The sequence below is a fragment of the Nocardia sp. NBC_00508 genome (assembly GCF_036346875.1).
Taxonomy (GTDB): domain Bacteria; phylum Actinomycetota; class Actinomycetes; order Mycobacteriales; family Mycobacteriaceae; genus Nocardia.
In genome coordinates this window covers 105,373-131,513 of sequence record NZ_CP107852.1, presented here as the reverse complement: position 1 = coordinate 131,513, position 26,141 = coordinate 105,373, and the positions used below count along the sequence as shown (strand labels likewise).

Sequence of the window (26,141 nt, the reverse complement as noted above, 5' to 3'; positions counted from 1 at the left end):
CATGATCGAAACGGATCTGCTGATCACCGGAGCCGGCCCGGCCGGGCTGTTCGCCTGCTACTACGCGGGCCTGCGCGGACTACGCGTCACCCTCGTCGACAGTCTCCCGCACCTGGGCGGGCAGACTGCCGCGTTGTATCCGGAGAAATACATCTACGACGTCGCCGGTTTCCCGGCGATCCGCGGGCGAGAACTCATCGATCGACTGGTCGAGCAGGCGACAACCGCCGAGACGTCCATTCTGCTGAATCAAGAGGCCACCACCCTGGAGGACCAGCCTGACGGTTCGTTGATCATGACCACTGCGACCGGCACCCGCATCCATGCCGGCGCGGTCCTGGTCACCGCGGGTATCGGCCGCTTCACCCCGCGACCTTTGCCGGCGTTGGACGGATTCACCGGGCACGGCGTCGAATACGTCGTCGGTTCGCCCGAGCGATACGCAAACGATCACGTGATCGTCGTCGGCGGTGGAGACAGTGCGGTGGACTGGGCCAATTCTCTCGTCTCGCACGCCCGCTCGGTCACCGTCGTGCATCGGCGCAACCGTTTCCGGGCGCACGAGAGCGCGCTGGCCCAGCTGTCGGCCACCTCGGCGCGGATGATCATCAACAGTGAGATCGCCCAGGTGCACGGCAACGGCTCCCTGCGGGCGGTGACCGTCCGCGATTGCGTCAACGACACCACCGAGCAACTCGACGCCACTGTCCTCATTCCCGCGCTTGGTCATATCGCCGCGCTCGGTCCACTGACCCAGTGGGGGCTGCGGATGACCGACAAACAAATCGAAGTCGATACCACCATGGCCACCAGCCGATCTCGCGTATTCGCCGCCGGTGACATCACCACCTACCCCGGCAAGGTGCAACTGATCGCGGTCGGATTCGGCGAGGCGGCCACGGCCGTCAACAACATCGCGGTGACTCTGCGGCCCGGAGAAGCCCTGTTTCCCGGCCACTCCACCGAGATGTCACCCCAGCCGGTGGCCTGACAACGCCGCCCCAACTGGCGGATACAGGAAACCAGCCCCGGCTGGTGGTCTGAAAGGAGGTCCGACATGGCGTATGTCATCAACGACGCCTGCATCAACGAACTCGACGGTTCTTGCGTCGACATGTGTCCGGTGGACTGCATCTACGAGGGTCTCACCAAGCGATACATCAACCCGAACGAATGCATCGACTGTGGCAACTGCCTGTCCGAATGCCCGGTGTCGGCGATCCAGAGCCCCAAGGACATCACCGACCCGACCTGGCAGCAGGACAATGCTGCGTTCTTCGCATTGCCGCTACCCGGTCGCGAAGAAGCCCTCGGCGACCCCGGCGGCGCGGTCGGACTCGGCACGGTCGGTGTGGACACCCCGCTCGCGGCCTCATGGATCAAGGAGTAGTAAGTCATGCGTGTTCCCCTTCTGATCATCGGCGGCGGCATCGGTGGTATGACCACGGCGCTGGCCCTGGCACAGGCGGGCTTCGCTGTGCACATCGTCGAACAGGCCCCGGAGTTCGGTGAAATCGGCGCTGGTATTCAATTGGCGCCCAACGCGATTCGGATCCTCGATCAGCTCGGGCTAGCCGGCGCGATCGAGCGGATCGCGGTCCGGCCGAAAAACCTGGTCTTCCTCGACATCGACTCCGGTGAGCACCTGGCCACTGTCGATCTCGCAGACCGGTTCGTCGCCCGCTACGGACAGTCCTACTCGGTGCTGCACCGCGGCGACCTACTCGACGCGCTGCTCGACGCCTGCCGCGCGCAGGCGAACATCACCCTCGAGACCGACAAAACGGTCACTGGGATCGCCAACCGCGAGAACAACACGGTGATGGTCGATTTCGCCGACAGCACCCGATACGTGTGCGACGCAGTTGTCGGCGCGGACGGCCTGTGGTCCAAAACCCGCACGCTGTTGTCCGACGACGCCCCCATCTGCTCGGCGTACGTCGCCTACCGCGGTGCGCTCCCGATGAGCGAGGTCGGCGCGCCCGTCGAGAACGACGACGAAATCGTCTGGATCGGACCGAACAAGCACCTCGTGCAGTACCCGATCCGGGGAGGCGATCTGTACAACCAGGTCGCGGTATTCCGCAGCGACCATTTCGATCCCGCCATCTCCGGGACCGAGGAGTGGGGCACTCCCGACGAACTCGACGAGCACTTCGGCACCGCCTGTGGGCAGGTACGCGGGTCCATCTCCCAGTTCAAACGCGAGAAGCGCTGGCCGATGTACGACCGTGCGCCACTGGCCAACTGGACCGTCGGGCGGGTCACCTTGCTCGGCGACGCCGCGCATCCGATGCTGCAATACCTGGCCCAGGGCGCGTGCCAGGCCATCGAGGACGCCGAGTGCCTGACCCGGTTCATGGCCGAGCACAGCGGTGACGTCGACGAAGCCTTCGCGGCGTATCAGGCCGAGCGTATTCCGCGCACCGCCCAGATCCAGTCGGTCGCCCGTATGTGGGGCGAGATCTGGCATACCGAAGACCCCATCGTCCGAGAACTGCGCAACAGGGTCTTCGCCCGCGACACCACCGAGCATTACGTCGACCTGGACTGGCTATACAAGGTCCGCGTCGGATAGGAGAACTGATGAACGACGTTGTGCGCGAGGTAGTCCAGGCCAGCGGTGCGCTCGCCTTCGCGGGCCTCAGCGATATGGTGTGGGGTCACGCCTCGGTCCGCGACCCCGAGGGCAAGGGCGTATGGATCAAGGCCTCCGGCTGGGGATTCGAAGAAATCGACGCAGGCAAGGTCCACCTCGTCTCGCCCGACGGTGCGGTGCTGACGGGGGAGGGGAAACGGCACCTCGAATTTCCCATCCACACCGAGATCATGGCGCGGCGCACGGATGTGGGCTGTGTCGTGCACACCCACGCCCCCGCCCTCGCCGCCTTCGCCTCGATGGACGTCGAGCTGCAGCCGATTTCGCACGACGCGGTGCCGTTTACCTATCCGCAGCTGCCCCGCTTCGCCGAAACCGGTGCCCTCATCGCGACGCGGGACCTGGGCCGCTCCCTCGCCGAGACACTCGGTGACGCGAACGGCATCTTGATGCCCAACCACGGTGCGGTGACGGTCGGGCCTGACGCCGCAAGCGCTGTCATGTACGCGGTACTGCTCGAACGTGCTTGCCGAACACAACTTCTCGCACTGGCTGCGGGTGGACCGAAGGTACGGTCGGATGAGCAGGAGACACGCTTCAAACGTGATCAGATCTGGAACCTGGGTCAGCTGGGCGCAGGCTGGGAGTACCTGGCCAGACGCGCAGCGCAGGCCGATGTCCACTGATCGGCTCGTCGATTGGCTCGAGTTGGAGACCGAACTCCTGCTCGAAACCATCGACGGGTACTGGGAATCGGATTTCAACGAGCAATCGACCCTGCCCGGGTGGACCACCGGGGCATTGGTCACCCACCTGGCGAACCACGCCGACAGCGTGAACAACCAGCTGACCGGCCGCGATTCGGGCCGACGATGGACCATCGACACCGGTGCGGACCGGCCAGGCGCGGTGCTGATCACCGACGCCTTCGACTCGGCGGACCGGCTCGCAACGACGGTGTCCGGGCTGCGCGCCGCGGACCGGGGGCGCTTGATCCGCACTCCCACAGGAGAACTGGTCACCGCCTCCCGCTTGGTGTGGCTGCGGCTGCGTGAAGTCACCGTGCACCACGTGGACCTGGGTGGCCGCTTCGAAGACCTGCCCACGGATCTGATCGACGAGCTGCTGGTCGACGCGGTACGAGCGGTACAACACAGAGGTGACTGGCCCGCACTCGTGCTGCGACCGACCGGATTCGATCAGGCATTGCGCACCCGGCCCGGAAACTATCCGGGGCCCATCGAGATCACCGGAAGCCCAGCCGGACTTCTCGATTGGGTGACCGGTCGCAGTGCTGGGGGCCTACTCGAAACCCCAGACGGAAGCCTTCCAGCCCTCCCGTTCTGGATCTGACCCATGGAAACGAGAACAATGAAGATCACCCACTTCGGGCACGCCTGCGTGCTCCTCGAGATCCCCGCGCCCGGCCCCGAGATCCGAATTCTCATCGACCCCGGCACCTACTCCACCGGATTCGAAGAAGTCCGTGGCCTGGCAGCGGTGCTGATCACCCACTCCCATCCCGACCACATCGACATCGACCGATTAACGGCACTGCTCGCGGCCAATCCGACCGCCGACATCGTGGCCGATTCCGCCAGCGCCGCGCAGCTTTCGGGCCTCGACCGGACCGTCACCACGGTGAAGCCGGGCGACAAACTGTGGGTCGCCAATGTGCGAGTGGACGTAATCGGCGGCGCGCACGCGTGCATTCACGCCGCGCTGCCGAATGTCCTCAACAACGGCTACGTCATCGACGGATCGATTCTGCATCCCGGCGACGACCTCGAGACCCTCCCCGAAGGGCATGCGATCGAAATATTGCTCATCCCGGCCGGCGGACCGTGGATGAAGATCGGCGAAGGGGTCGATTTCCTGCGCCGCGTCGCGCCCCGCGTCGCGATCCCCATCCACCAGGCCGGACTCGCTCCGATTCATCAGCAACTGCACTACCAGCTGTTGAGGAATCTCGGTCCCGACGGTTGCGAGCTCGTCGTTCTGGAACCAGGCACCGCGCACGCGGTCTGAACGAGGCGGATAGAAATGAGCACCATCGAAAACGTCGACACCGCGACCGCACCCGACCCGGCGCTGGAGCAGCTTTACCGGGACTTCACAGCCGAGCACCTGAACCCGCTCTGGACGCAGACCAACGACCTCATGCCGATGACGCCGGCGTCGAAGGCGATTCCCTTCGTCTGGAAGTGGTCCACGCTCTATCCGATCGCGCAGCGCGCCGGCGACCTCGTCCCGGTGGGACGAGGCGGGGAACGGCGAGCCATCGCTCTCGCCAACCCAGGTCTGGGCGGCGTACCGTACGTCACTCCGACGCTGTGGGCCGCCATCCAGTACCTGGGCCCGAAGGAAACCGCACCCGAGCATCGCCACGCGCAGAACGCTTTCCGATTCGTCGTGGAGGGAGAAGGCGTCTGGACGGTCGTCAACGGCGATCCGGTCGCGATGCGCCGCGGCGACTTCCTACTGACCCCGGGCTGGGCATTCCACGGCCACCACAATGAGACCGATCAGCCGATGGCATGGATCGACGGCCTCGATATTCCGTTCGTCAGCTACACCGACACCGGGTTCTTCGAATTCGGTTCCGATGGAGTCACGGACGAGGCCACACCGGATATCTCACGCGCCGAACGACTCTGGGCGCATCCCGGGTTGCGCCCGCTGGTCGGATTGGGCAACAAGACCAGCTCACCGATCGCCGCCTACCGCTGGGAGCACACCGACGCGGCACTGTGCGAACAGCTCGCCCTCGAGGACGAAGGCCACGCCGCCACCACCGAACCCGGGCATGCCGCGGTGCGCTACACCAACCCCACCACCGGCGGCGATGTCATGCCGACCATTCGTGCCGAATTTCACCGCCTGCGCGCCTGCGCGCACACCCGACCGCGCCGTGACGTCGGCTCGTCGGTCTACCAGGTATTCGACGGCACCGGACGATTCCACCTAGGGGACAAGGTCTCGGAGATCGGCAAGGGCGACATGATCGCCGTCCCGTCCTGGACGGAATGGTCCATCGACACCGACCACGGCCTGGACCTGTTCATGTTCTCCGACGCCCCGATCGTCGAACGCCTGCATTTCGACCGTACCCAGATTTCCGAAGGAGCCTGATCCGATGCGACTCGCCACCTTACGCTTCGATTCGAACGCCACCACCGCCGCCGCTCGCGTGGACAGCGATGAATTCGCCACTGTCATCGATGGTTTCGCTGACGTGTCCGGCCTGCTCGCGGACCCCGATTGGCGGACTATCGCCGAAGCGGCCGGTGGCGTCGCGGTCATGCTCGGGGGCGTCGAATACGGCCCCGTGGTCCCGAAACCGAGCAAAGTCATCTGCGTCGGCCTCAACTACGCGACCCATATCAAGGAGATGGGACGGGAACTACCCGCGTATCCGACCTTGTTCGCCAAGTTCCGGGAAGCGCTGACCGGGCCGTATGATGATGTCGTCGTCCCGACCTATGCTGCGGCGCAATGTGATTGGGAGGGTGAACTCGCCGTCGTCATCGGCAAGACCGCCTACCAGGTGCACGAAGCCGACGCCGAGGCATACATCGCCGGTTACTCGGTCATCAACGACTACACGATGCGCGACTACCAAACCCGCACCCTGCAATGGGACCAGGGCAAGTCATTCGAGAAGACGGCCGGTTTCGGTCCCTTCCTCACCACCACGGACTCGTATACTTTCGGAAGCACGCTCGAGACCAAGCTCGAAGGCCGTACGGTGCAGACCACTACCACCGACGACCTGGTATTCAAGCCCGCCAAGTTGATCGAGTACATCTCCCACATCGTCACCCTGCAACCGGGCGACGTCATCTGCACCGGAACTCCCGGCGGTGTCGGCCACGCACGCAAGCCCCAGGTCTACATCCAGAACGGGGAGACCGTCGAGGTCACCATCGAGGGCCTCGGGACCGTCCGGAACAAGACGATCGTCAAATAGGAGTCTCACGCTGATGGGATTCCACGATCTCGCTCGCACCCAACAATCGCTTCTCGCCCGCCGTGGCACCGCCTATTTCGCGGAGCGGCTCGCCGCGCTCACCGATGACGAACTGGGGGAACCGACCCTGCTGAAGGGCTGGACCCGCCGCCACCTCATCGCGCATGTGAGTTACAACGCGGTAGCCCTCGGTAATCTGCTCGACTGGGCGGCAACGGGTATCGAAACACCCATGTATACCTCGCCCGAGCAACGTGGGCGGGACATCGAGGAGGGCGCCACTATGTCGCCAGCGGCCCTGCGGAACTTGTTCGACCACACAGTCGCGCGGCTCGACGAGAAATGGCGAAACCTCCCGGACGCGGCCTGGGACACGAACGTCCGTACTGTGCAGGGGCGTTCGGTTCCGGTCGTGGAGACACTGTGGATGCGCAGCCGCGAGGTGTGGATTCACGCGGTGGACCTCGCCAACGGTGGTCGTTTCGACGTGTTCCCCGACGTGATCTCGAGCAGCCTGCTCGACGATGTCGTCAGTTTCTGGCGCAAACGGGATGTCGGCGCGGGTTTGGCCTATCGGGTCGATGATCGAGCGCCGGTCGCTGTTCTGCCCGAGGTCTCGACCGGCACCACGATCACAGGCTCGCTTGCCGCGGTGACTCGCTGGGCGACCGGCCGCGGGGCGATCGGCATCACCACGACGGGGCGGGCGGTTGCCGCGCCCAGCTGGCTCTGAACGCCAAAGGTGCCCAGTGGTGCCTCTACGCATCGATGAAACTAGGGAGTGCGGAGAATCGAGCCGGATGGCGACGTCGACCGCTTCCGCCCCGGCCCGATCCAAGGCCCTTGGTACTCGAATGTCGTCTACTGCCAGCCGACCTCGATTGAATGGCCGTGCACGACGATCGAGCTACGGCCACAGCGATGCCGCCGGTCACCGGGCCGGAATCCGGGACTGCCCCATGCACGGCCTGATCATCCTGACCGCCGAGTTCCGCGACGATGAATGGCGGATCCGCACCGGGCAGAACACGCCCGTGAGCACCGGATAAGCTGCCCTGCGAGCACTGGCCCGGACATGGGTCGGCGGCCGAACCTCGACCTCGCTGAAGTGATCGAATGGAAGAACTGGGGTCCCTCCCTTTGCCGTTCTTCGGCGGTACGCTGGGCCTTGGCGAAAGGTGTGCGCATGTTGCCTGGTGTCCTCCGGAGACATGCTGATGGGATCGCATCCGGCCAATGACCGATGATGATCTGCTGCGGACGCGCCGTGAGGTGGTAACGCCCGTCACGGCGGAGTTGGCTGCGGCTGGTTTCGAGGATGCGGTTGAGATCGGGCATGGTGGTTTCGGCGTGGTGTATCGCTGCTGGCAGGTTGCGTTGGACCGGACGGTGGCGGTGAAGGTGTTGACCGCGGAGTTGGACGAAGACAATCGGGCGCGGTTTATTCGGGAGCACCGGGCGATGGGCCGGTTGACCGGGCATCCGAACATCGTCACCGTGCTGGAGACGGGTGCCACCGAAAGCGGGCGCCCGTATCTGGTGATGCCCTACCACCCGCTGGATTCCCTGGATGCGTGGATCCGCCGGGATGGTTCCCTTCCGATGGAGAAGGTATTGGCGATCGGGGTGAAGATCGCCGGTGCCCTCGCCAGCGCGCATCGCCTCGATATCGTGCATAGGGATGTGAAACCGGGGAATATTCTGCTTACCGAGTACGGCGAGCCGGCATTGACCGACTTCGGTATCGCCCACATCGCGGGCGGGTTTCAGACGATTTCGGGCATCGTGACCGGGTCGCCGGCGTTCACCGCACCGGAGGTCCTCGAAGGGGACACGCCGACGACGGCCGCGGATGTGTACGGACTCGGTGCCACCTTGTTCTGTGCGCTGACCGGGCACGCCGCCTTCGAGCGCCGTAGCGGCGAGAAAATGGTGGCACAGTTTGTCCGGATCACCACCCAGCCGGTGCCGGACCTACGGGAGACCGGCATCCCCGACGACGTGTCGGCGGTAGTGGAAACGGCGATGAGCCGCGACCGCTATGAGCGGCCGTCGGCGACAGCGCTGGGGGAGACCATTCGGCAGGTGCAGCAGCGTCACGGGTTTTCGGTGGGCGAGATGGCGTTGCAGGCCGATTCGATTCTCGAGCACCGGGACCAGAAGCCACCGATGCGGGGACGGCGCACGCCAGCGGCGGCGGTTGCTCGGGACAGCAGTGGCAACCTGCCGCTCGAGCTGACCAGTTTCGTTGGCCGGCGTACCGAGTTGTCGGAGGTGAAGAATCTCCTGTCGGCGTCGCGGCTGGTGACGTTGACCGGGATCGGGGGTGTCGGAAAGACGCGGCTGGCCTTGCGGGCCGCGGCTGGGGCACGCCGGGATTTCGGTGACGGGGTGTGGTTGGTCGAGTTGGCCGAGGTGTCCGACGCTTCGCTGCTGGTCAATATGGTGGCGGCCACCCTTGGTGTGCGGGACGCGGCGGCCAATCCCTTGCTCGAGGTTCTGGTCCAATTTCTGAGCTCGCGAGAAACTCTGCTCGTGTTGGACAACTGCGAGCAGGTGGTGGAGGCCATCGCGAAGCTGAACGAGACGTTGCTGCGAGCCTGTCCGGATCTGCGGATCCTCATCACCAGCCGCGAACCGCTCAACGTCGCCGGGGAAGCGGTGCTGCGGGTGACGCCGCTGACGGTGCCGGACCCCGACCGGGAGCCGACGCTTCTGGGGCTACCGCGTTTCGATGCGGTGACATTGTTCGCCGACCGCGCCGCCGCAGCGGTGCGGGGCTTCGAGCTCAATGAGGACAACAAGTCCGCCGTGACCAGGATCTGTGCCCAATTGGACGGGTTGCCGCTGGCGATCGAGCTTGCCGCGGCCCGAATGCGCACAATGTCACCCGACCAGATCCTGGCCCGGCTCACCGACCGATACACACTCCTTACCCGTGGCAGCCGCACCGCGCCGTCACGGCAACAGACGCTGCGGTGGTGTATCGACTGGAGCTACGGGTTGTGCGCCCCGGTCGAACAGCGACTCTGGGCCCGGCTGTCGGTGTTCGCCGGCAGCTGCGAACTCGACGCCATCGAGCAGGTATGCGGCACCGACCTCACCAGCGGCTTGGAAACCGCCGCGCTCGAGCACAGTACCCTCGATGTGCTGTCTGCCCTGGTCGACAAGTCCATCCTGATCCGGGAAGAATCCGACACCGTCGTGCGGATCCGGATGCTCGACACACTCCGAGACTACGGTCGACAAAAACTGCAGGAGTCCGGCGAATACCAGGACCTGCGCCGACAGCACCGCGACTGCTACCAACAGTTGGCACTCGATGCGGAAGCCGAGTGGATCAGCCACCGGCAGCTCGACTGGATCGCCCGCCTCGAACGGGAGCTACCCAACCTGCGCGAAGCACTCGAATCCTGCCTGTCCGAGGACACCCAGGAAGCGGCAGAAGCAGGGTTGCGCACAGCTGCAGCACTGTACGAGTTCTGGGGCTTTCGTGGCCTGTATGGGGAAGGTCGATCCTGGCTCGACCGCGTCCTCGCCCACCGAAGGGCACAATCGATGGTACCCGGCCGCATCAAGGCGCTATGCGTCGGCTGCCAGATGGCCGCGCTGCAGGGGGATTTCCAGTCCGCGGCCAGCCTCCTGGAGCAGGGACGAGTGCTCGCCGGACATTCCTCCACCCCCGCGATCCAGGCGCAGATCGCCTACGCCGACGGCATCCTCGCTCTCGCCGGCGGCGAAGCGGCGAACGCATTGTCCTCCCTCGAACGTGCCGTCGATATGCTCAGCTCGAACATGACGGGGGATCTCTACATCAGTGCTCTGACCCTCTTCGGCTGGGCATACGGACTGCGCGGCGACACAACTCGGGCGATCGAGCATTACCGCCGAGTACTTTCCATCACCGAAGCGCAAGGCGAACTACTCTATCGTTCGGCTGCGCTGCGCAACATGGGCGTTGCCGCATGGCAGCAAGGCGAACGGGACCGCGCCCAACAGCTGCTCGAGAAAGCACTCCGACTCAACCAAGGGCCGAACAGCCCGATGGTCGCCGCGTCCGGTCTCGAGGCACTGGCCTGGACTGCCGCCGACCACGGCGACGCCGAGCGCGCGGCTGTTCTGCTGGGAGCCGCACAGGGACTCTTGCGAGTGGGGAGCATAAGGAACACCTTCCTGAACATCGCGCGCTTTCACGAGGACTGTGAGCGAATGACGCGTCGCACCCTTGGCACACGCAGATTCGACGCGGCCTTCCGGCAAGGCGAGGCGATGAGTGCAGCCGCTGCTGTCGCGTACGCGCTCCGGGAACAGCTCACCGACACGGCGCGCAGATCCACGACATTGACCAAGCGTGAGCGGCAGGTCGCCGACCTGATCACCCAAGGACTCAGCAATAAGCAGATCGCCGCCAAATTGATGACATCGCAACGAACTACCCAAGGCCACGTCGAACACATCCTGACCAAACTCGGATTCACCACACGCGCCCAGATCGCGGCCTGGATCGTGGAGGAAGCCGAACAAGAAGGGTTTTGACCTCGATCCGACCGGCGCAGTCCCCGAATGAGCCGAGAACATTGATCCCTATCTCGAGCACAGTTGCGCGTGGGGTGGAGGACTGTCAATCTAACTGTGTAACAAGGGGTTTCGGTTCTCCTATTTCCGTCCGGCGGACAGGCGGCCTTCGAAGGTGATATCGAAGGCGTTCAGGGCTGCCTTCGTGCGCCGTGAGGCGCTGTGGTTTGAGTGGAGGTGAGAGACCTTTGCCGTCGGGTCGTCGCAGCGGCCCGGTAGGAGCTGAGGGCAGCTGATCCAGGAGGTGCCGGGGAGGGTGGGAGCAGCCCTGACAAAGCCGGGGCGTGTGAGTACTGCCAGATGGTGCGGGTCCGGCGAGCGGGATCGAGAGGAGTACGCGAGGAACCGATGTCTTAAAGTCCCTCAACGATTTACCGACTTCGAACTGGCGGATGTGGGTCGGGAGCGGCGCGTCCCGCAGCGTGAGTGCTGCGGGAACTTCCTGGGCCGGTGAAACCCGTGTCCGGGGAGGCTGCGGTGAAGGTCTGCGGCGTAACCGTAGCGATGCTGCAGGGGTTTCGACCTCCACTGGACGTTCGCTGATCGGCACCAGATCGCTGATCACGCCTGGCCCGGTCGGGCGGCGAGCCCGCTTCGGATGCCGCATCGGCCGCCTGGTGCGCAATCTGCGGGTCAGGGTCCGGTGCCGCGAGTCGGCAACGACAACCCGTATGTCGTTGCCGTCGGTGCCGCATGCGTGGATGCAGGTGTATACGCCGGTGGATGAGGTGGCGTGGGGGAAGTTGGGTGAGTTGTTGGCGATGGGTAAGGAGGAGCGGCAGCGTCCGTGGATCGAGCATCGGGAGACCCACCACGCCGCGGGGCGACGTCGCGGTCACCGGCGGTCCTCGTGCCCGCCACGCCAAGTGGTTGCTGAAGCTCGATTGTCGACCACGTACGAGTGGACCTGATCACGCACCATCTCGGCGCTCCAGCGCGCCCGGTTCGGAATGTGCTGGCATCCGTCGGGGCTTACCGCCTCGGCCAGCTGCCAGGAGTCTTGCGCTTCACCGGTGCCAGCAACCCCGTCGGATACGCCCTCGCCCATCCTCGGGGCTCTGCCCGCCCGAACACCCGGCAATACGGGTGAACACATCATCCGGACTCGACCCCCATGACGAAATATCCTGCGGCACAAAAACGTCCAGCGAAGACGCTGACCACCGCGGGTTATTCCGATGAGGAGTAAACCGCCGCGGCCGATGTCGGGGCGCTGATCGACTGTCGGACGTCCAAGACGGCCTGGGCCGCGGCAGCGCGGAACGCGTCGATCATCGCCTGCGGGCTATCGGCGCGCCAAGCCAGCGCCACCGAGCTGTTGGGTGCCTCATCAAGTGGAACGTAGGCCAGACCAGGCCACGGGTAGTACACCGCGGCCGACGCCACCTCCGTCCCGATGCCGACACCACGCATCACCGCCTGAAACCACTCGTCAACCGTTGAGACGATCGCACCCACAGGACGGCGTACACCGCGGTCCGGCTGCAGATGCCAGAAGTCGCTCCACGCCCGGGTGACCGGGTTGTCATCGGCGCCGACTATGTCCAGCACCGGGCAGTCGATATCCGCTGGCGTGATCGCGGCGCGCTCAGCGTATGGATGTCTACTGGGCAGCACAACGACTCGCTTCTCCTCGTACAGCACGTCCTGTTCGATGCCGGGAGCGGGCAATGGCGGCCAGACGAACGCGAGGTCGGTAGCGCGCGAGACTACGCCACTGCTCAGGTCGCGCAGGTCGTAGCTGTGCAGGTGCAACCGGACGAGGGGGTTGTGCCTGGAGAACAGCTCGATCGAGCGATTTCGCACTTCTGCGCCGACGTGGCCGATGAACCCGAGATGCAGATCGCCGGTGGCGTGTCTGCCGTGCAGCCTGGTGGCCGCGATGGCGTCTTCGATATCGGCGAGCACAGTGCGCGCGCGGGCGGCGAGTTGCTCGCCGGCTGCGGTGAGGGTGACCGAGCGGGTTGACCGCTCGAACAACCTGGCACCCAGCCGTCGTTCGAGACGGTCGATTTTACGGCTCAACGCGGCCTGGTTCATCCGCAGCCGCTGGGCTGCGCGGGTGAAATGTAAGTCCTCTGCCAGTGCAAGGACGGCCTCGAATTCGTGTACCTCGACGTGCACTCATTCATAACACCAGGGCATTAATTGCGGTGTCAAGAGGCGTTGGACGCTGGGCCACCGCGCAGAGAAGACTCCAAGAATGCGGCGCGGATCACAGCGGCAGATGGCCGGACTCCGCCGCTTCGACGACGAAGGAGATGCAGCGATGGTTGGTCGGCTCGACGGCAAGGTCGTGATCATCAGCGGAGCGGGTAAGGGGATCGGTGCCGCGCAGGCGAACCTGTTCGCAGCTGAGGGCGCGGCCCAGGTTCTGTTCGATGTAAATGACGCTGCCCTCCGCGACGTGGCGAAGCCATTGCAGGACGCCGGTCATCCGGTTGCCTACTTCCGCGGTGATGTCACCGATGAAAACACGTGGGCTACTGCGGTGGACGAGGCCGAAAGGCGATTCGGTTCGGTCACCTCGCTCAGCAACAACGCTGGAATCTTCAGGGGGGAAGGCCTCGAGGAAACGACGCGGGAACTATTCGACCGGATTGTCGCGGTGAACCAACTGGGCGTTCTGTTGGGCATGAAGGCCGTCGTACCCGCTATGCGGCGATCTGGTGGCGGCGCGATCGTCAACTTCTCGTCGATCTACGGCATTGTCGGCAGCGGGTTGGCGACGGCCTATCAGGGCACGAAGGGAGCGGTCCGACTGATGACAAAAACCGCGGCATTGCAGTACGCCCGCGAGAACATTCGGATCAACTCCATCCACCCGACGATGATCGACACTCCGCTCATCCAAGAAGGTGTGCCCGCCGACGAGCTCGAACTGCTGCTGAAGCTCGTTCCCATGGGGCGGCTCGGCCAGGCGGAGGAAGTCGCGACCGCGGCGCTCTACCTGCTCAGCGACGAGGCCTCGTTGATCACCGGTGCCGAGCTCGCCGTAGACGGCGGCTACACCGCGGGCGCCCCCATCCCCGCCGCATGACCGCGATGTCGACGGCGCTGCTCTCGGAGTCGCCGTGGGAAGGCCGGGTTCTCCTCGGCGACTGGGTGCCCGCGCATGGCGGAACGGCCAGGGTCATCGAGCCTGCCACCGGTTCGACGCTGGGTAGCGTGGGACAGGCAACAGCCGAGGACGTTCGGATCGCGGCGCAGACGGCCGCGGGCGCGCAGCGGGACTGGGCAGCCGCCCCTTATGTCGAACGAGCTGCGGTTCTCCGCCGGGCGGGCGACCTATGGCAGCGGCATTCGGCTGAAATAGCGCGGTGGCTCGTTCGGGAGGCCGGTTCGGTACCGGCCAAGGCCGAGCTCGAGATCGCACAGGCAGCGCAGGAATGTTATGAGGCATCCGCCGTGGCAGCCGTTCCCAACGGCGAGGTTCTGCCAAGCCAGCAGCCTCGGCTGAGCTTCGCTCAGCGGATGCCGGTGGGGGTTGTCGGCGTTATCGCGCCGTACAACTTCCCGATAACGCTGGCCATCCGTGCCGTTGCACCCGCGCTGGCACTGGGCAACGCGGTGATTCTCAAACCCGATCCGCGAACAGCGGTGTCCGGTGGCGTTGTGCTCGGCATGATCTTCGCCGCTGCAGGACTGCCGCCCGGCGTCTTGAGCGTGCTGCCGGGCGACGCTGACACCGGCATCGCGCTGGTCGAGGATCCGGACGTGCCGGTGATCGCATTCACCGGATCAACGCGGGCCGGGCGTGCTGTGGCCACTGCCGCGGCGCGCAAGCTCAAGCGTACGCACCTGGAACTGGGCGGGAATTCGGCCTTCATCGTGCTCGAGGACGCCGACGTCGAGGCCGCGGCGACTGCTGGCGCGTTCGGTTCCTGGTTTCACGCCGGCCAGATTTGCATGGCGGCCGGCCGACATCTGGTGCACCGGTCGATCAGTGCCCAGTACACTGCGCTGCTGGCCGCCAAGGCGGAGAAGCTGCGCGTGGGCGACCCGGCTACGGATCCGGTCGACCTCGGACCGCTCATCGACGCTCGCCAGCGCGACGCTGTGCATCGGTTCGTATCCGACACGGTCGCGGCGGGTGCCACTTTGGTCACCGGCGGAGTCCACGACGGACTTTTCTACCGGCCGACCGTACTTGCTGACGTGCCACCGGACTCTCCGGCGGCGACCTCTGAGATCTTCGGCCCTGTCGCGCCGGTGCTGAGTTACTCCACCGTGGATGAAGCAGTGGCGATAGCGCGGGCCGGCGAGTACGGGCTGGCACTGGGAATTGTGACCCGGGACGTCATGCGCGGGCTGGAGATCGCAGACCGGATCCCCACGGGATTGGTACATATCAACGACCAGACCGTCAACGATGAGGCGGTTGTGCCGTTCGGCGGCATAGGTGATTCGGGAACCGGTACGCGGCACGGCGGACACCGGGCAAACATCGAGGCCTTCACAGAAACTCGGTGGACGACCCTGCGGTCAAGTCCGCCCACCTACCCATACTGACATCCGCAGGAGCTGGATATGCGAATCACGGCCGCCGTGCTAGAGGAATACGGCAAGCCCTTCACTCTCACCGAGCTGGACATCGGCGAACCCCGCGCGGGGGAGGTGCTGGTGCGGATCGTCGCCACCGGCATCTGCCACACTGATGGCCTTGCGCAGCAAGCGGACCTGCCGTTTCCGACGCCCGGCGTGTTGGGACACGAGGGCGCAGGCATCGTCGAGCGGGTCGGCCCCGGCGTCACCTCTGTCCTGCCGGGGGATCCGGTGATCATCGGCTGGCCCTGGTGCGGGCGGTGCACTCGCTGTCGGGGTGGTCGACCTCGCTACTGCGAGCACCTCGCCCAATTGCTGGCCGGCGGCGGCCGGCCGGACGGCTCGACTGCGCTCAGTCGAGATGGAAAGCCGATACACAGCCACTTCTTCGGCCAGTCTTCCTTCGCCACTTATGCGATCTGCGCGGAGACCAGCCTGGTCAAAGCACCACCAAGCGGCGCGGTCGAGCTGCTCGGCCCGTTGGCCTGCGGGGTTGCCACAGGAGCTGGTGCAGTGTTCAACGCCCTGCAGCCGGACCTGGGGGCCTCCATGGTCGTCTACGGCGCTGGAACGGTCGGGCTGGCCGCGATCATGGCCGCCCGCAATACTGGTGCCTCGACCATCATCGCTGTCGATCTGCATGAGAGCAGGCTGGCATTGGCCCGGCGATTCGGCGCCACCCACACTGTTGATGCCCGCGCGCACGATCCTGTTGTTGCGGTGAAGGACATCTGCGGGAGCCGACTGGCGGATTTCGCACTGGAATGCACCGGAAAGATAGCGGTCGTGCGGCAGGCTATCGACTCGGTCGGAATGCTCGGCACGGCGTGCCTGATCGGCGGGGCGCCAGCGGGTGCGACTTTTGAGGCCGACCACATGAGCACGTTGTGGGGCAAGCGCATCGTCGGACTGCTGGGCGGCGAAAATACCAGCGAGGCACTTATCGGCGGACTGCTGGAGCTCCACGCACAAGGTCGCTTCCCGTTCGACGAACTCGTTCAGGAGTTCCCACTGGAGCAGATCAATCAGGCACTGGAAGCCTCGCTGTCCGGAGCAGTGCTGAAGCCAGTACTGCGAATGCCCGCATGAGCGCATGCCTTCCGGTGATCCGAAATGCACAGTCGGACACATGCGAGATTTCGGTGCAACAAATTTGGATTCGACGAGGAGCTTTCATGCGCGAAGGAGTGGCGCGTGGCTGAAATCCTGAGCCTCTCACAGGGCGTGCGCCGCCTGGTATTCGACGGCGCCACAGTGGCCTTGGAAGGATTCACTCACCTGATTCCAATGGCCGCCGGGCGCGAGATCATCCGGCAGGGTCGTGCGGATCTGACGCTGGTGCGGATGACCCCTGATCTGGTGTACGACCAGATGATCGGGGCGGGCTGCGCCCGCAAGCTCATCTTCTCCTGGGGCGGAAACCCGGGTGTCGGGTCACTGCACCGGTTCCGCGATGCGGTGCAGAAATCCTGGCCGGTGCCGCTGGAGCTCGAGGAGCACTCGCACGCGGGCATGGCGAACCGCTACGTTGCCGGGGCCTCCGGCCTTCCGTTCGCGATTCTGCGCGGCTACGTGGGAACCGATCTGCCGCGGGTGACCGAGACGATCAGATTCATCGACTGCCCGTTCACCGGGCAGCGACTTGCCGCGGTGTCCGCGCTGAACCCGGACGTGACGATCATCCACGCTCAGCGCGCAGACCGTCGGGGCAACGTGCAGCTGTGGGGCCTGCTCGGCGTACAGAAGGAAGCAGTCCTGGCGGCCAAGGCCAGCCTGGTCACCGTCGAGGAGATCGTGGACGAACTCACCCCCGTACCGGGTGCCATCGTCCTGCCGCACTGGACCATCACCGCCGTCGCCCCAGTGCCCGGCGGCGTGCACCCGTCCTACGCACAGGGCTACTCCGAACGCGACAACGCCGCCTATACCGCCTGGGACCCCATCGGGCGAAACCGCGACAAGTTCCGGGAATGGTTGCGCGACAGCGTGTTCACCACCAGTGACGACCACCCCGTACCGGCAGGGGGCACGGCATGAGCGTGCGCTCGTCCGCCCTCCGGAAAGGCAGGGCCTGAATGACTTCCGAACGCTACACCGCCGACGAAATGATGTGTGTCGCCGCAGCCCGTGCCCTGGGCGGGGGCAAGCGGGTGTTCGTCGGCATCGGATTGCCATCCACGGCAGCGAATCTAGCGCGCCGCACGCATGCTCCCGACTTGGTGCTGATCTACGAGTCCGGAACCTTGGGGTCCAAGCCGGACCGGCTGCCCGCCTCCATCGGGGACGGCATCCTGGCAGAGACCGCCGACGCGGTGATCAGTGTGCCGGAGGTGTTCAACTACTGGCTGCAACCCGGGCGCATCAACATCGGATTTCTCGGTGCGGCCCAGCTGGACCGCTTCGGCAACATCAACACCACCGTCATCGGCGACTACCGCGACCCGAGAGCACGGCTGCCCGGCGCGGGCGGAGCGCCCGAGATGGCGGCCTCCTGCGGCGAGGTGTTCGTCGTGACACGGCAAAGCACCCGCAGCTTCGTCGAACAGGTCGAATTCGTCACCAGCTTCGGCCACGGCCGCGGCCCCGGCGACCGTGAGCGCCTCGGGCTGCGTGGTGCCGGGCCCACTCTCGTCATCACCGACCTGGGCGTCTTCCGACCCGATCCGGACAGCCGCGAACTCACCCTCACCGCCCTGCACCCGGGCGTCACGGTAGACCAGGTCGCCGCCGCCACCGGCTGGGCGCTGAAAACAGCCGCCACGCCGGAGGTCACACAGGAACCGACCGACGACGAACTCGCCGAGCTGCGTGTCCTGTGGGCAGCATCATGAGCGCCCGTCACGACCATCCGCCTGCCGAAGGATGCCGGACGAGTCACAATCGCGCAGCGCCCGTCCGCCCATTGGGGTGCGGGAACTCCCGCAGGACATATGGGGGGCGGATGAACGAGGTGTTCGTCCTGGATGGCGTGCGGACCCCGTTCGGACGTTACGGCGGTGCGCTCGCCAGTGTGCGGCCGGACGACCTCGCCTGTCACGTCTTGCGAACCTTGCGGCAGCGCAACGAACTCGATCCCGGCGATGTCGACGAGGTGATCCTCGGCGCGGCCAACCAGGCCGGGGAGGACAACCGAAATGTGGCGAGAATGGCCGTGTTGCTGGCGGGGTGGCCGACCAGCGTGCCTGGCAGCACTGTCAATCGGCTGTGCGGATCCGGTCTCGACGCGGTCATGCAGGCGTCCCGTACGATCGCCTCAGGCGACGCCTCGGTGATCGTGGCCGGGGGCGTGGAATCGATGAGTCGCGCGCCGTGGGTGCTGGCCAAACCCGCCAGTGGATTTCCCGGCCGGCACGAGACCCTGCACTCGACGACGCTGGGCTGGCGGCTGGTGAATCCGTCGATGCCGAAACAGTGGACGGTCACGCTGGGGGAGGCCACCGAACTGCTCGCCGACCGCTACGGCATCGGCCGCGATCGGCAGGACGAATTCGCGCTGCGCAGCCATCAACTCGCCGCCAAGGCGTGGGCCGACGGCTTCTACGACGACCACGTCGCGCCGGTACCCGGTACCGACCTCGTTGCTGACGAGGCGGTTCGAAAGGACACCTCGTTGGAGAGGCTGGCAAGGCTGAAACCCTCGTTCCGGGGTGACGGCACGATCACCGCCGGCAACGCCTCACCACTCAATGACGGTGCGTCGGCAGTGCTACTGGCCGACTCCGCAGGCGCCGACCGGCACGGCCGGACGCCGTTGGCGCGCATCGCCGGGCGCGGCGACGCGGGCGTAGATCCGGACATGTTCGGCATCGGACCGGTCAAGGCCGCCGAAATCGCGCTGCGGCGAGCGGGAATCGGCTGGTCCGACCTGTCGGTGGTGGAGTTGAACGAGGCGTACGCCGCGCAATCGCTGGCTTGTCTGGCCGAGTGGCCGGAACTCGATCCCGAGATCGTCAATATCCACGGTGGCGCCATCGCCATCGGACACCCGCTGGCCGCCTCCGGCGGTCGTCTCATCGCGACCGTCGCCCGTGAACTCCACCGCCGCGGCGGTGGCTGGGGACTCGCCGCGCTCTGCATCGGCGTCGGCCAAGGCCTCGCCGTGGTCTTGGAGGCCTGACATCATGACTGCCACCTCGGAACTGTTTCCGCCCGGCTACCGCAACGATTCACCCAACACCCACCCCCCGCTGGACTTTCCCGACTACAAGTCGACCGCACTGCGGCACCCGAAGCAGCCGCCGCGGCTGCTGGCGCACACCCTGACCGAGATCACTGGGCCTGTGCTCGGCCATGACCGGGTCGGCCCCGGCGATCACGATCTGACCTTCCAGCACCGCGGCGACCCGATCGGCCAGAAGATCATCGTCTTCGGCTGCCTGCTCGACGGTGACGGCCGCCCGATCCCGGACTCGCTCATCGAGATCTGGCAGGCCAACGCCGCTGGCCGCTACCGCCACATCGGTGATCGCTGGGACGCTCCCCTCGACCCGAACTTCGACGGTGTCGGACGCACGCTCACCGACAAGCAGGGCCGCTACGAATTCGTCACCGTCAAGCCCGGCGCCTACCCGTGGGGCAACCATCATAACGCCTGGCGGCCAGCGCACATCCACTTCTCGGTTTTCGGACGAGCGTTCACCCAGCGCCTGGTCACCCAGATGTACTTCCCCGACGACCCGCTTTTCCGCCAGGACCCCGTCTTCAACTCGATTCCGAAACACGCGCGGCCCCGGCTGATTTCGAGATTCAGTTTGGAACACACCACGCCGAACTGGGCGCTGGCGTTCGAGTTCGACATCGTGCTGCGTGGCCGCGATGCCACCCCCGTCGAGGATCCACATGATGACTGACACCCTGATCACGCCGTCACAGACCGTCGGCCCCTACCTGCACATCGGATTGCATTGGGATGACGGGCCTTACGTGGTGCCGTCCGGCACCCCCGGCGCGTTCTGGATCCGTGGCGAAGTGTACGACGGTGCCGGCGATCGGATTCCGGACGCTCTGGTCGAGACGTGGCAGGCCGATTCGAACGGACGCTTCGACCACCCCGATGACCCGCGGGGGAGGGTACCCGGGTGGCGTGGTTTCGGCCGCAGCGACACTCGGCTCGGCGAATACGCCATCCACACGGTGCTGCCGGGTGCAGTGCCCGGTGCGGATCGTCGCCCGCAGGCACCCCACATCGACGTGTCGGTGTTCGCGCGCGGTCTGCTGCACCGCACCGTCACCCGGATCTACTTTCCCGAGCACGCCGATGCGCACGCCACCGATCCGGTATTTAAATCGATTCCAGCGCACCGACGTTCGAGCCTGGTTGCGGCGACATCACCCGATGGATACCGGTTCGACATCCATCTGCAGGGTGATCACGAAACGGTGTTCTTCGATGTCTGAGCTGTTCGATCCGATCCAAGCCGCCGGGCCCGTCGCGGCGGCCACCGGCGATACCGCATGGCTGCAGGCGATGCTCGACGCCGAGGCGGCGCTGGCTCGGGCGCAAGCCGAGACGGGCGTCATCCTGCCCGGCCATGCCGACGCCATTGCCGCGGCGTGCCGGGCCGACTTGTACGATCTCCGCGAGATCGGCAGCGCGGCAACTGGAATCGGCAATCCGGTCGCGCCGCTGGTACGTGCGCTCACCGCCCGAGTTGACGGCGCGGCGGCTGGCTCCGTGCATCGGGGCGCGACCAGCCAGGACATCGTCGATACGGCCGCGATGCTGATCGCGCGCAGGGCGCTGGATGCACTGCTGGTCGACCTGTGGGCCTGCACGGATGCCCTGGCGGCGCTGGCCGAACAGCACGCGTGCACCCCACAGGTCGGGAGAAGCCTGCTGCAGCAGGCTCTTCCGATCACCTTCGGCCTGACCGCCGCATGCTGGCTGTCGGCTCTGGACGCCGCCGCCGAACGCCTCGAGCGCATCCGGGACCGGCGGCTCGCCGCTCAGCTCGGCGGCGCCGTCGGTACGCTCGCCTCCCTGGGCGAGGCAGGGCCGCAGGTGCTGGCGGCCTATGCAGGGCAGCTCGACTTGGTCGTACCGGAACTGCCATGGCATACCGAACGCAGCCGGATCGGTGAGCTGGCGGGTGCGCTGGGCACCCTGGCCGGAGCGGTCGCGAAGATCGGCCGTGACATCACGCTGCTGGCGCAGACCGAAGTCGGCGAAGTCGGCGAGATCGCCGCAGACGTCGGCGGCTCGTCGACGTTGCCGCACAAGCGCAACCCGATCGCGGCCGTTGCCGCATGCGCTGCGGCAGCCCAGGCGCCCGGTCTGGTGGCCACTCTGCTCGCGACCGTCGACCACGAACATCAACGCGCCGCCGGGGGCTGGCACGCGGAATGGCACCCGTTCACCGAACTGCTGCGCAGCACCGGCTCGGCCGTGCACTGGCTGCGAACCAGTCTGTCGCGCTTACGGATACATCCCGGACGGATGCGGCACAACCTCGGACTGACCGGCGGCGTGCTCCTGGCCGAACGCGTCACCACCGAACTGACGCCCGTCGTGGGACGGCTTGCGGCCCACTGCGCGGTGACCGAGTGCGCGCAGCGCGCGGCAGCGGGGGAGTCGTTCACGGAACTTCTCGCGGCGCACCCGGTGATCGGTGATCATATCGACGAGCATCGACTCATCGCGCTGCTGGAAACCTCTGGATACATCGGAAGTGCACCGGTTTTCGTCGACCGCGCGCTGGCGGGGCACGACGAGCTGGTCGCCGATCGCGGCAGACCCGCTCGGACCAGGGGCGCCGTGGCCGTCCACAGCCTCGGCCACGGCGATCCCGACGGTGTGCCGGTGGTGCTCGTCAACGCCATCGGCAGCACTCTCGAAATCTGGCAGCCGTGTCTGAAACCGTTGATCGACAGTGGTTTCCGCGTGATCTGTTACGACGCCCGCGGCCACGGCGAATCACCCGTCCCGGCGGGGCCCTACGGCATCAGAGACTTAGGCACCGACCTGCTCGCACTGCTGGACCAGCTCGGGATCCGGGCCGCCCACTTCGTCGGCGTCTCCCTCGGGGCAATGACCGCGCTATGGCTGGCCGGCCACACCCCGGATCGCGTCCGCGGCCTCGTGATCTGCTGCGCCTCCGCTCGGCCCGGTAACCAACGGATGTGGCGGGAACGGGCGGCCGAGGCGCGCGCGGAGGGCATGAGACGCATCGCCGACGCCAGCGTCGCCCGCTGGTTCACCCCTGACTGGCGGGCCTCCCACCCCGAAACCACCCGCCGCATGCGGCAATTGACCGCCGACACCCCTGCCCACGGATACGCCGGCTGCTGCGCGGCCATCGCCCAGGTCGATCTCACTGCCGAGCTGCCGCGCATTACCGCTCCGACCTTGGTTCTGTCCACCGCCCAGGATCCTGCGTTCCCGCCCGAGCACGGGCGGCTGATTGCCGACCGGATTCCCGGCGCCCGCTTCGAAACCATCGCGGGCGCCGCACATCTGGGCCCTTATGAGCGGCCGGAGCCTTTCACCCGGTCCATCATCGATCACCTGAAGGGTACGTCGTGAGCTACGACCACGATGCCGCGATTACGGTGCGCCGCGAGGTCTTGGGCGACGACCACGTCGACCGAGCCGTCGCGGGGACCACCGACTTCACCAGGCCGTTCCAGGACTACATCACTCAGGCCGCCTGGGGCGCCATCTGGACCCGCGACGGCCTGGACCGACGAACCCGCAGCGCGATCACCCTCGCGCTGCTCACCGTCCTCGGCTGCCACGAGGAACTGGCCATGCACACCCGCGCCGCCCTGCGCAACGGCCTGAGCGACGCGGAAATCGCCGAAGTTCTGCTGCACACCGCCGCCTACGCCGGCATACCCCGAGCCAATACCGCATTCGCCGTCGCCGAACATGTGCTCGGCGAGGCGAAACCGCGGTAGACCTACACCCCCTATCGCCGAAGGAGGAATCGTGGCATCACGCACCATCACCGAGACCACCGTCGGGATCGTCGGCGCCGGCCCCGCAGGCCTGATGCTGTCACACCTGCTCGCGCTCGCCGGTATCGAGTCCGTGGCGATCGATCTGCGCCGTCGCCGCGAGATCGAGGCAACCCATCGCGCCGGGATCCTGGAACGCGACAGCGTTCGGATGCTCATCGACACCGGAGTGTCCGATCGGGTGCTACGAGATGGACACGAACACAAAGGCATCGACCTGCGCTTCGACGGTGTGAGCCACCGGATCGATTTTCAAGCGCTGGTCGGCGCGTCCACCTGGTTGTACCCGCAGACCGATGTGTTCATCGACTTGGTGGAGGCGCGCGAACGGGATGGCGGCGACATCCGTTTCGGGGTGACCGACACACAGGTTCTGGATATCACCGACGCGCGCCCCGGCATACGCTTCGCCGACGCCGACGGCGTGGGACATGAGATCCGCTGCCGGTACCTCGTCGGCGCCGACGGGTCACGCAGTCTGTGCCGGTTCGAAGTCCCGGCGACCGAACGTCAGCAGTACTTCCGCGAGTATCCGTTCGCCTGGTTCGGTATTCTGGCCGAGGCGCCCAAGAGCGCGCCCGAGCTGATCTACGCCCGCTCCGACCGTGGATTCGCGCTGATCAGCCAGCGGACACCCACCCTGCAACGCATGTACTTCCAATGCGCTCCCACCGAGAACGTCGACGACTGGTCCAACGACCGGATCTGGCATGAGCTGCAGGCCCGGATCGCCGGCCGCGACGGCTACGCCCTGCACGAAGGGCGAGTCCTGGAGAAGTCGGTGCTGCCGTTCCGCAGCTTCGTCCAGGAACCCATTCGCTATGGCAACATGCTGCTGGTCGGCGACGCAGCCCACACCGTTCCCCCCACCGGAGCGAAAGGGCTCAATCTCGCCCTCGCCGACGTACGGGTCCTCGCGGAGTTACTCGAACGCGCGATCGTCAAGAATGACACGCAAGCACTCGATCACTACACTCCGCGCGCACTCGCTCGAGTGTGGAAAGCGCAGAACTTCTCGTACTGGATGACGACGATGCTGCATCAACTTCCCGACGCGACCGACTTCGACAACCGGCGGCAGCTGGGCGAATTGGAAATGGTGGTCACGTCGGAATCAGGATCCCGATATCTCGCGGAGGCATACACGGGCTGGCCCACCCCGTAACCGATGGCCGCACGACTCCACCTTGCTGCTCGGAGGTCAGCCCGCACGCCGGACCGGTCGCGCAGGATCGGGTTGATCCAGCGTCGCAGCTGTGCGTCCCTTGGCGCCATCGTCAGCTGATCTTCAGGTGCCGTCCCCGCTGGGTCCGAGAAAGATCCGAAAATTCGTCGCTGCGGATGTCGAGAACGTAGGACCGGATCCGTCCCAGGGTACGAGCAGCCGAGAACGGCGCTCGAGGACGCCGACACAGGAGCGACAGCAATGGAACAGCACGAGATCACCGAGATCCTCAACCGCCCGATCAGCCAGGAGTTGCTGGCCCGCGACCTGAGCCGCTTGGCCTACGTCGCCAAGGACGGCACACCCCGCAACATCCCGATCGCGTTCGCCTGGAACGGCTCGGAGATCGTGCTCTGCACCACGAAGAACGCCCCGAAACTGCCCTCCCTGCGGCACAACCCTCAGGTCGCGCTGACGATCGACACCGAGGTACACCCGCCGAAGATCCTGCTCATCCGCGGGCGGGCCGAGCTGGACGTCGTCGACGGCATACCGGAGGAGTATCTGCAGATCAACGGCAGCTACGAGATGACACCCGAGCAGCGCGTCGAGTGGGAAGCCGAGGTCCGCTCGCTCTATGACGGCATGGTCCGGATCGTCGTCACCCCGACCTGGGTGAAGCTCATCGACTTCGAAACCACCTTGCCCACCGCGATCGAGGAGCTGACCCGGCAGCGGGCCGAACGTCAGCACGCCTGAGGTCACCGCGGCCAGAATGGGCCGTAACGAACCGCCTGGCGCAGGTTCCTCGACGCCTGCCCGGGCCGAAACCTCACGGCGGGGACGGGAACTCGCCGTGGAGGTCGAGCCGCCGAGAGGTCCGGTGCCAGGCACGGACGACTCGCTGTGGCTCTACTTCCTGTGCGCGCACCCGTCGCAGTCCCCTGGTTCGGCCGTCGCGTTGACGCTGCGCGCGGTCGGCGGCCTGACGACGCGGCAGATCGCGACGGCATACCTGGTGCCCGAAGCGACCATGGCACAACGAATCAGCCGAGCCAAGCGGCGTATCTCGGGGCTGCCGCTCGACCAACCCGGCGATCTGACGACGGTGCTGCGGGTCCTTTACCCCCAGCGCGGGTGCGGAAGTTACTGCGTTCGTAGTCGGTCTCCAACCCGGCAGCCTGCCGGAAAGACCGGTCGCACTGAGGATCACCGACCGATGGATGCTGCCCACCGGAGGCACTCGCGAGCAAACGGGACCATCAGCCGAACGACCGTAGTAGCCGGAGGGTTGTCTGCACAACACAACTGGCTCAAAGCCGCCGACATCG

23 protein-coding genes and 1 pseudogene are annotated in these 26,141 nt (G+C 66.0%); 23 read left to right on the top strand and 1 reads right to left on the bottom strand.

The features are described 5' to 3' along the window. Position 1: 1 nt before the first annotated feature. The 10 genes from OHA40_RS00495 (at position 2) to OHA40_RS00450 (ending at position 11,105) form a co-directional block, all read left to right on the top strand. Entirely contained in the window at positions 2–991 is a 990-nt protein-coding gene (locus OHA40_RS00495; protein ID WP_330231086.1) for an NAD(P)/FAD-dependent oxidoreductase, read from the top strand. 66 nt (positions 992–1,057) lie between these two features. Beyond that, positions 1,058–1,390, top strand: coding sequence for an indolepyruvate ferredoxin oxidoreductase subunit alpha (locus tag OHA40_RS00490; RefSeq protein WP_330231085.1), 333 nt, complete (start codon positions 1,058–1,060; stop codon positions 1,388–1,390). Between the two features lie 6 nt (positions 1,391–1,396). Next, a complete protein-coding gene (locus OHA40_RS00485) occupies positions 1,397–2,578 on the top strand; it encodes an FAD-dependent monooxygenase (protein WP_330231084.1) in 1,182 nt (393 codons plus the stop codon). A gap of 8 nt (positions 2,579–2,586) precedes the next feature. Further along, complete coding sequence (locus OHA40_RS00480) at positions 2,587–3,285, top strand: class II aldolase/adducin family protein (RefSeq protein WP_330231083.1); 699 nt, start codon at positions 2,587–2,589, stop codon at positions 3,283–3,285. After that, positions 3,275–3,952, top strand: a complete 678-nt coding sequence (locus OHA40_RS00475; RefSeq protein ID WP_330231082.1) for a maleylpyruvate isomerase family mycothiol-dependent enzyme — start codon at positions 3,275–3,277, stop codon at positions 3,950–3,952. The genes OHA40_RS00480 and OHA40_RS00475 overlap by 11 nt, the downstream gene beginning before the upstream one ends. Positions 3,953–3,955: 3 nt before the next feature. Beyond that, positions 3,956–4,627 (top strand): MBL fold metallo-hydrolase, encoded by a 672-nt coding sequence (locus OHA40_RS00470; RefSeq protein ID WP_330231081.1) that lies wholly within the window; start codon positions 3,956–3,958, stop codon positions 4,625–4,627. Positions 4,628–4,642: 15 nt separating this feature from the next. Then, the gene (locus OHA40_RS00465) at positions 4,643–5,731 is read left to right on the top strand and encodes a cupin domain-containing protein (protein ID WP_330231080.1); all 1,089 of its coding nucleotides are present in this window, start codon (positions 4,643–4,645) and stop codon (positions 5,729–5,731) included. Between the two features lie 4 nt (positions 5,732–5,735). Continuing rightward, positions 5,736–6,569, top strand: coding sequence for a fumarylacetoacetate hydrolase family protein (locus OHA40_RS00460; protein ID WP_330231079.1), 834 nt, complete (start codon positions 5,736–5,738; stop codon positions 6,567–6,569). A 13-nt stretch (positions 6,570–6,582) separates the two neighbouring features. Beyond that, a complete protein-coding gene (locus tag OHA40_RS00455; protein WP_330231078.1) occupies positions 6,583–7,302 on the top strand; it encodes a maleylpyruvate isomerase family mycothiol-dependent enzyme in 720 nt (239 codons plus the stop codon). Positions 7,303–7,805: 503 nt separating this feature from the next. Further along, entirely contained in the window at positions 7,806–11,105 is a 3,300-nt protein-coding gene (locus OHA40_RS00450) for a protein kinase domain-containing protein (protein ID WP_330231077.1), read from the top strand. A 1,209-nt stretch (positions 11,106–12,314) separates the two neighbouring features. Here the strand turns inward: OHA40_RS00450 and OHA40_RS00445 are convergent. Beyond that, positions 12,315–13,268, bottom strand: a complete 954-nt coding sequence (locus tag OHA40_RS00445) for a LysR family transcriptional regulator (RefSeq protein ID WP_330231076.1) — start codon at positions 13,266–13,268, stop codon at positions 12,315–12,317. A gap of 79 nt (positions 13,269–13,347) precedes the next feature. Between OHA40_RS00445 and OHA40_RS00440 the strand changes: the two genes are divergently transcribed. The 13 genes and pseudogenes from OHA40_RS00440 to OHA40_RS00380 all read left to right on the top strand — a co-directional run. After that, positions 13,348–14,184, top strand: a complete 837-nt coding sequence (locus OHA40_RS00440) for a glucose 1-dehydrogenase (RefSeq protein WP_330231075.1) — start codon at positions 13,348–13,350, stop codon at positions 14,182–14,184. After that, complete coding sequence (locus tag OHA40_RS00435) at positions 14,181–15,656, top strand: benzaldehyde dehydrogenase (protein WP_442943882.1); 1,476 nt, start codon at positions 14,181–14,183, stop codon at positions 15,654–15,656. The genes OHA40_RS00440 and OHA40_RS00435 overlap by 4 nt, the downstream gene beginning before the upstream one ends. Positions 15,657–15,674: 18 nt before the next feature. Then, positions 15,675–16,778: an NAD(P)-dependent alcohol dehydrogenase gene (locus tag OHA40_RS00430; RefSeq protein ID WP_442943881.1), complete on the top strand. Its 1,104-nt coding sequence runs from the start codon at positions 15,675–15,677 to the stop codon at positions 16,776–16,778. Between the two features lie 105 nt (positions 16,779–16,883). Further along, on the top strand, positions 16,884–17,726 hold the full coding sequence (locus OHA40_RS00425; protein WP_330231073.1) for a CoA transferase subunit A: 843 nt from the start codon (positions 16,884–16,886) through the stop codon (positions 17,724–17,726). A 38-nt stretch (positions 17,727–17,764) separates the two neighbouring features. Next, the gene (locus OHA40_RS00420) at positions 17,765–18,520 is read left to right on the top strand and encodes a CoA-transferase subunit beta (RefSeq protein WP_330231072.1); all 756 of its coding nucleotides are present in this window, start codon (positions 17,765–17,767) and stop codon (positions 18,518–18,520) included. A 110-nt stretch (positions 18,521–18,630) separates the two neighbouring features. Continuing rightward, on the top strand, positions 18,631–19,806 hold the full coding sequence (locus tag OHA40_RS00415) for a thiolase family protein (RefSeq protein ID WP_330231071.1): 1,176 nt from the start codon (positions 18,631–18,633) through the stop codon (positions 19,804–19,806). A gap of 4 nt (positions 19,807–19,810) precedes the next feature. Then, entirely contained in the window at positions 19,811–20,539 is a 729-nt protein-coding gene (gene pcaH / locus OHA40_RS00410; protein WP_330231070.1) for a protocatechuate 3,4-dioxygenase subunit beta, read from the top strand. Next, positions 20,529–21,086, top strand: coding sequence for a protocatechuate 3,4-dioxygenase subunit alpha (pcaG, locus tag OHA40_RS00405; RefSeq protein WP_330231069.1), 558 nt, complete (start codon positions 20,529–20,531; stop codon positions 21,084–21,086). The genes pcaH and pcaG overlap by 11 nt, the downstream gene beginning before the upstream one ends. Next, a complete protein-coding gene (gene pcaB / locus OHA40_RS00400) occupies positions 21,025–23,211 on the top strand; it encodes a 3-carboxy-cis,cis-muconate cycloisomerase (protein ID WP_330234482.1) in 2,187 nt (728 codons plus the stop codon). Before pcaG ends, pcaB begins: the two co-directional genes overlap by 62 nt. Further along, positions 23,208–23,585: a 4-carboxymuconolactone decarboxylase gene (gene pcaC, locus OHA40_RS00395; protein ID WP_330231068.1), complete on the top strand. Its 378-nt coding sequence runs from the start codon at positions 23,208–23,210 to the stop codon at positions 23,583–23,585. The genes pcaB and pcaC overlap by 4 nt, the downstream gene beginning before the upstream one ends. Before the next feature lie 94 nt (positions 23,586–23,679). Beyond that, on the top strand, positions 23,680–24,810 hold the full coding sequence (locus OHA40_RS00390) for a 4-hydroxybenzoate 3-monooxygenase (protein ID WP_330234481.1): 1,131 nt from the start codon (positions 23,680–23,682) through the stop codon (positions 24,808–24,810). Between the two features lie 261 nt (positions 24,811–25,071). Beyond that, positions 25,072–25,569 (top strand): pyridoxamine 5'-phosphate oxidase family protein, encoded by a 498-nt coding sequence (locus OHA40_RS00385; protein WP_330231067.1) that lies wholly within the window; start codon positions 25,072–25,074, stop codon positions 25,567–25,569. A gap of 33 nt (positions 25,570–25,602) precedes the next feature. Next, positions 25,603–25,936 (top strand): annotated as a pseudogene (locus tag OHA40_RS00380) (sigma factor-like helix-turn-helix DNA-binding protein); the annotation flags it as partial. Positions 25,937–26,141 lie beyond the last annotated feature (205 nt).

Coding starts and splice junctions, on each gene's coding strand:
- OHA40_RS00495 (WP_330231086.1), top strand. CDS start 2: ATGATCGAAACGGATCTGCTGATCACCGGAGCCGGCCCGGCCGGGCTG.
- OHA40_RS00490 (WP_330231085.1), top strand. CDS start 1,058: ATGGCGTATGTCATCAACGACGCCTGCATCAACGAACTCGACGGTTCT.
- OHA40_RS00485 (WP_330231084.1), top strand. CDS start 1,397: ATGCGTGTTCCCCTTCTGATCATCGGCGGCGGCATCGGTGGTATGACC.
- OHA40_RS00480 (WP_330231083.1), top strand. CDS start 2,587: ATGAACGACGTTGTGCGCGAGGTAGTCCAGGCCAGCGGTGCGCTCGCC.
- OHA40_RS00475 (WP_330231082.1), top strand. CDS start 3,275: ATGTCCACTGATCGGCTCGTCGATTGGCTCGAGTTGGAGACCGAACTC.
- OHA40_RS00470 (WP_330231081.1), top strand. CDS start 3,956: ATGGAAACGAGAACAATGAAGATCACCCACTTCGGGCACGCCTGCGTG.
- OHA40_RS00465 (WP_330231080.1), top strand. CDS start 4,643: ATGAGCACCATCGAAAACGTCGACACCGCGACCGCACCCGACCCGGCG.
- OHA40_RS00460 (WP_330231079.1), top strand. CDS start 5,736: ATGCGACTCGCCACCTTACGCTTCGATTCGAACGCCACCACCGCCGCC.
- OHA40_RS00455 (WP_330231078.1), top strand. CDS start 6,583: ATGGGATTCCACGATCTCGCTCGCACCCAACAATCGCTTCTCGCCCGC.
- OHA40_RS00450 (WP_330231077.1), top strand. CDS start 7,806: ATGACCGATGATGATCTGCTGCGGACGCGCCGTGAGGTGGTAACGCCC.
- OHA40_RS00440 (WP_330231075.1), top strand. CDS start 13,348: ATGCGGCGCGGATCACAGCGGCAGATGGCCGGACTCCGCCGCTTCGAC.
- OHA40_RS00435 (WP_442943882.1), top strand. CDS start 14,181: ATGACCGCGATGTCGACGGCGCTGCTCTCGGAGTCGCCGTGGGAAGGC.
- OHA40_RS00430 (WP_442943881.1), top strand. CDS start 15,675: ATGCGAATCACGGCCGCCGTGCTAGAGGAATACGGCAAGCCCTTCACT.
- OHA40_RS00420 (WP_330231072.1), top strand. CDS start 17,765: ATGACTTCCGAACGCTACACCGCCGACGAAATGATGTGTGTCGCCGCA.
- OHA40_RS00415 (WP_330231071.1), top strand. CDS start 18,631: ATGAACGAGGTGTTCGTCCTGGATGGCGTGCGGACCCCGTTCGGACGT.
- pcaH (WP_330231070.1), top strand. CDS start 19,811: ATGACTGCCACCTCGGAACTGTTTCCGCCCGGCTACCGCAACGATTCA.
- pcaG (WP_330231069.1), top strand. CDS start 20,529: ATGATGACTGACACCCTGATCACGCCGTCACAGACCGTCGGCCCCTAC.
- pcaB (WP_330234482.1), top strand. CDS start 21,025: ATGGATACCGGTTCGACATCCATCTGCAGGGTGATCACGAAACGGTGT.
- OHA40_RS00390 (WP_330234481.1), top strand. CDS start 23,680: ATGCTGTCACACCTGCTCGCGCTCGCCGGTATCGAGTCCGTGGCGATC.
- OHA40_RS00385 (WP_330231067.1), top strand. CDS start 25,072: ATGGAACAGCACGAGATCACCGAGATCCTCAACCGCCCGATCAGCCAG.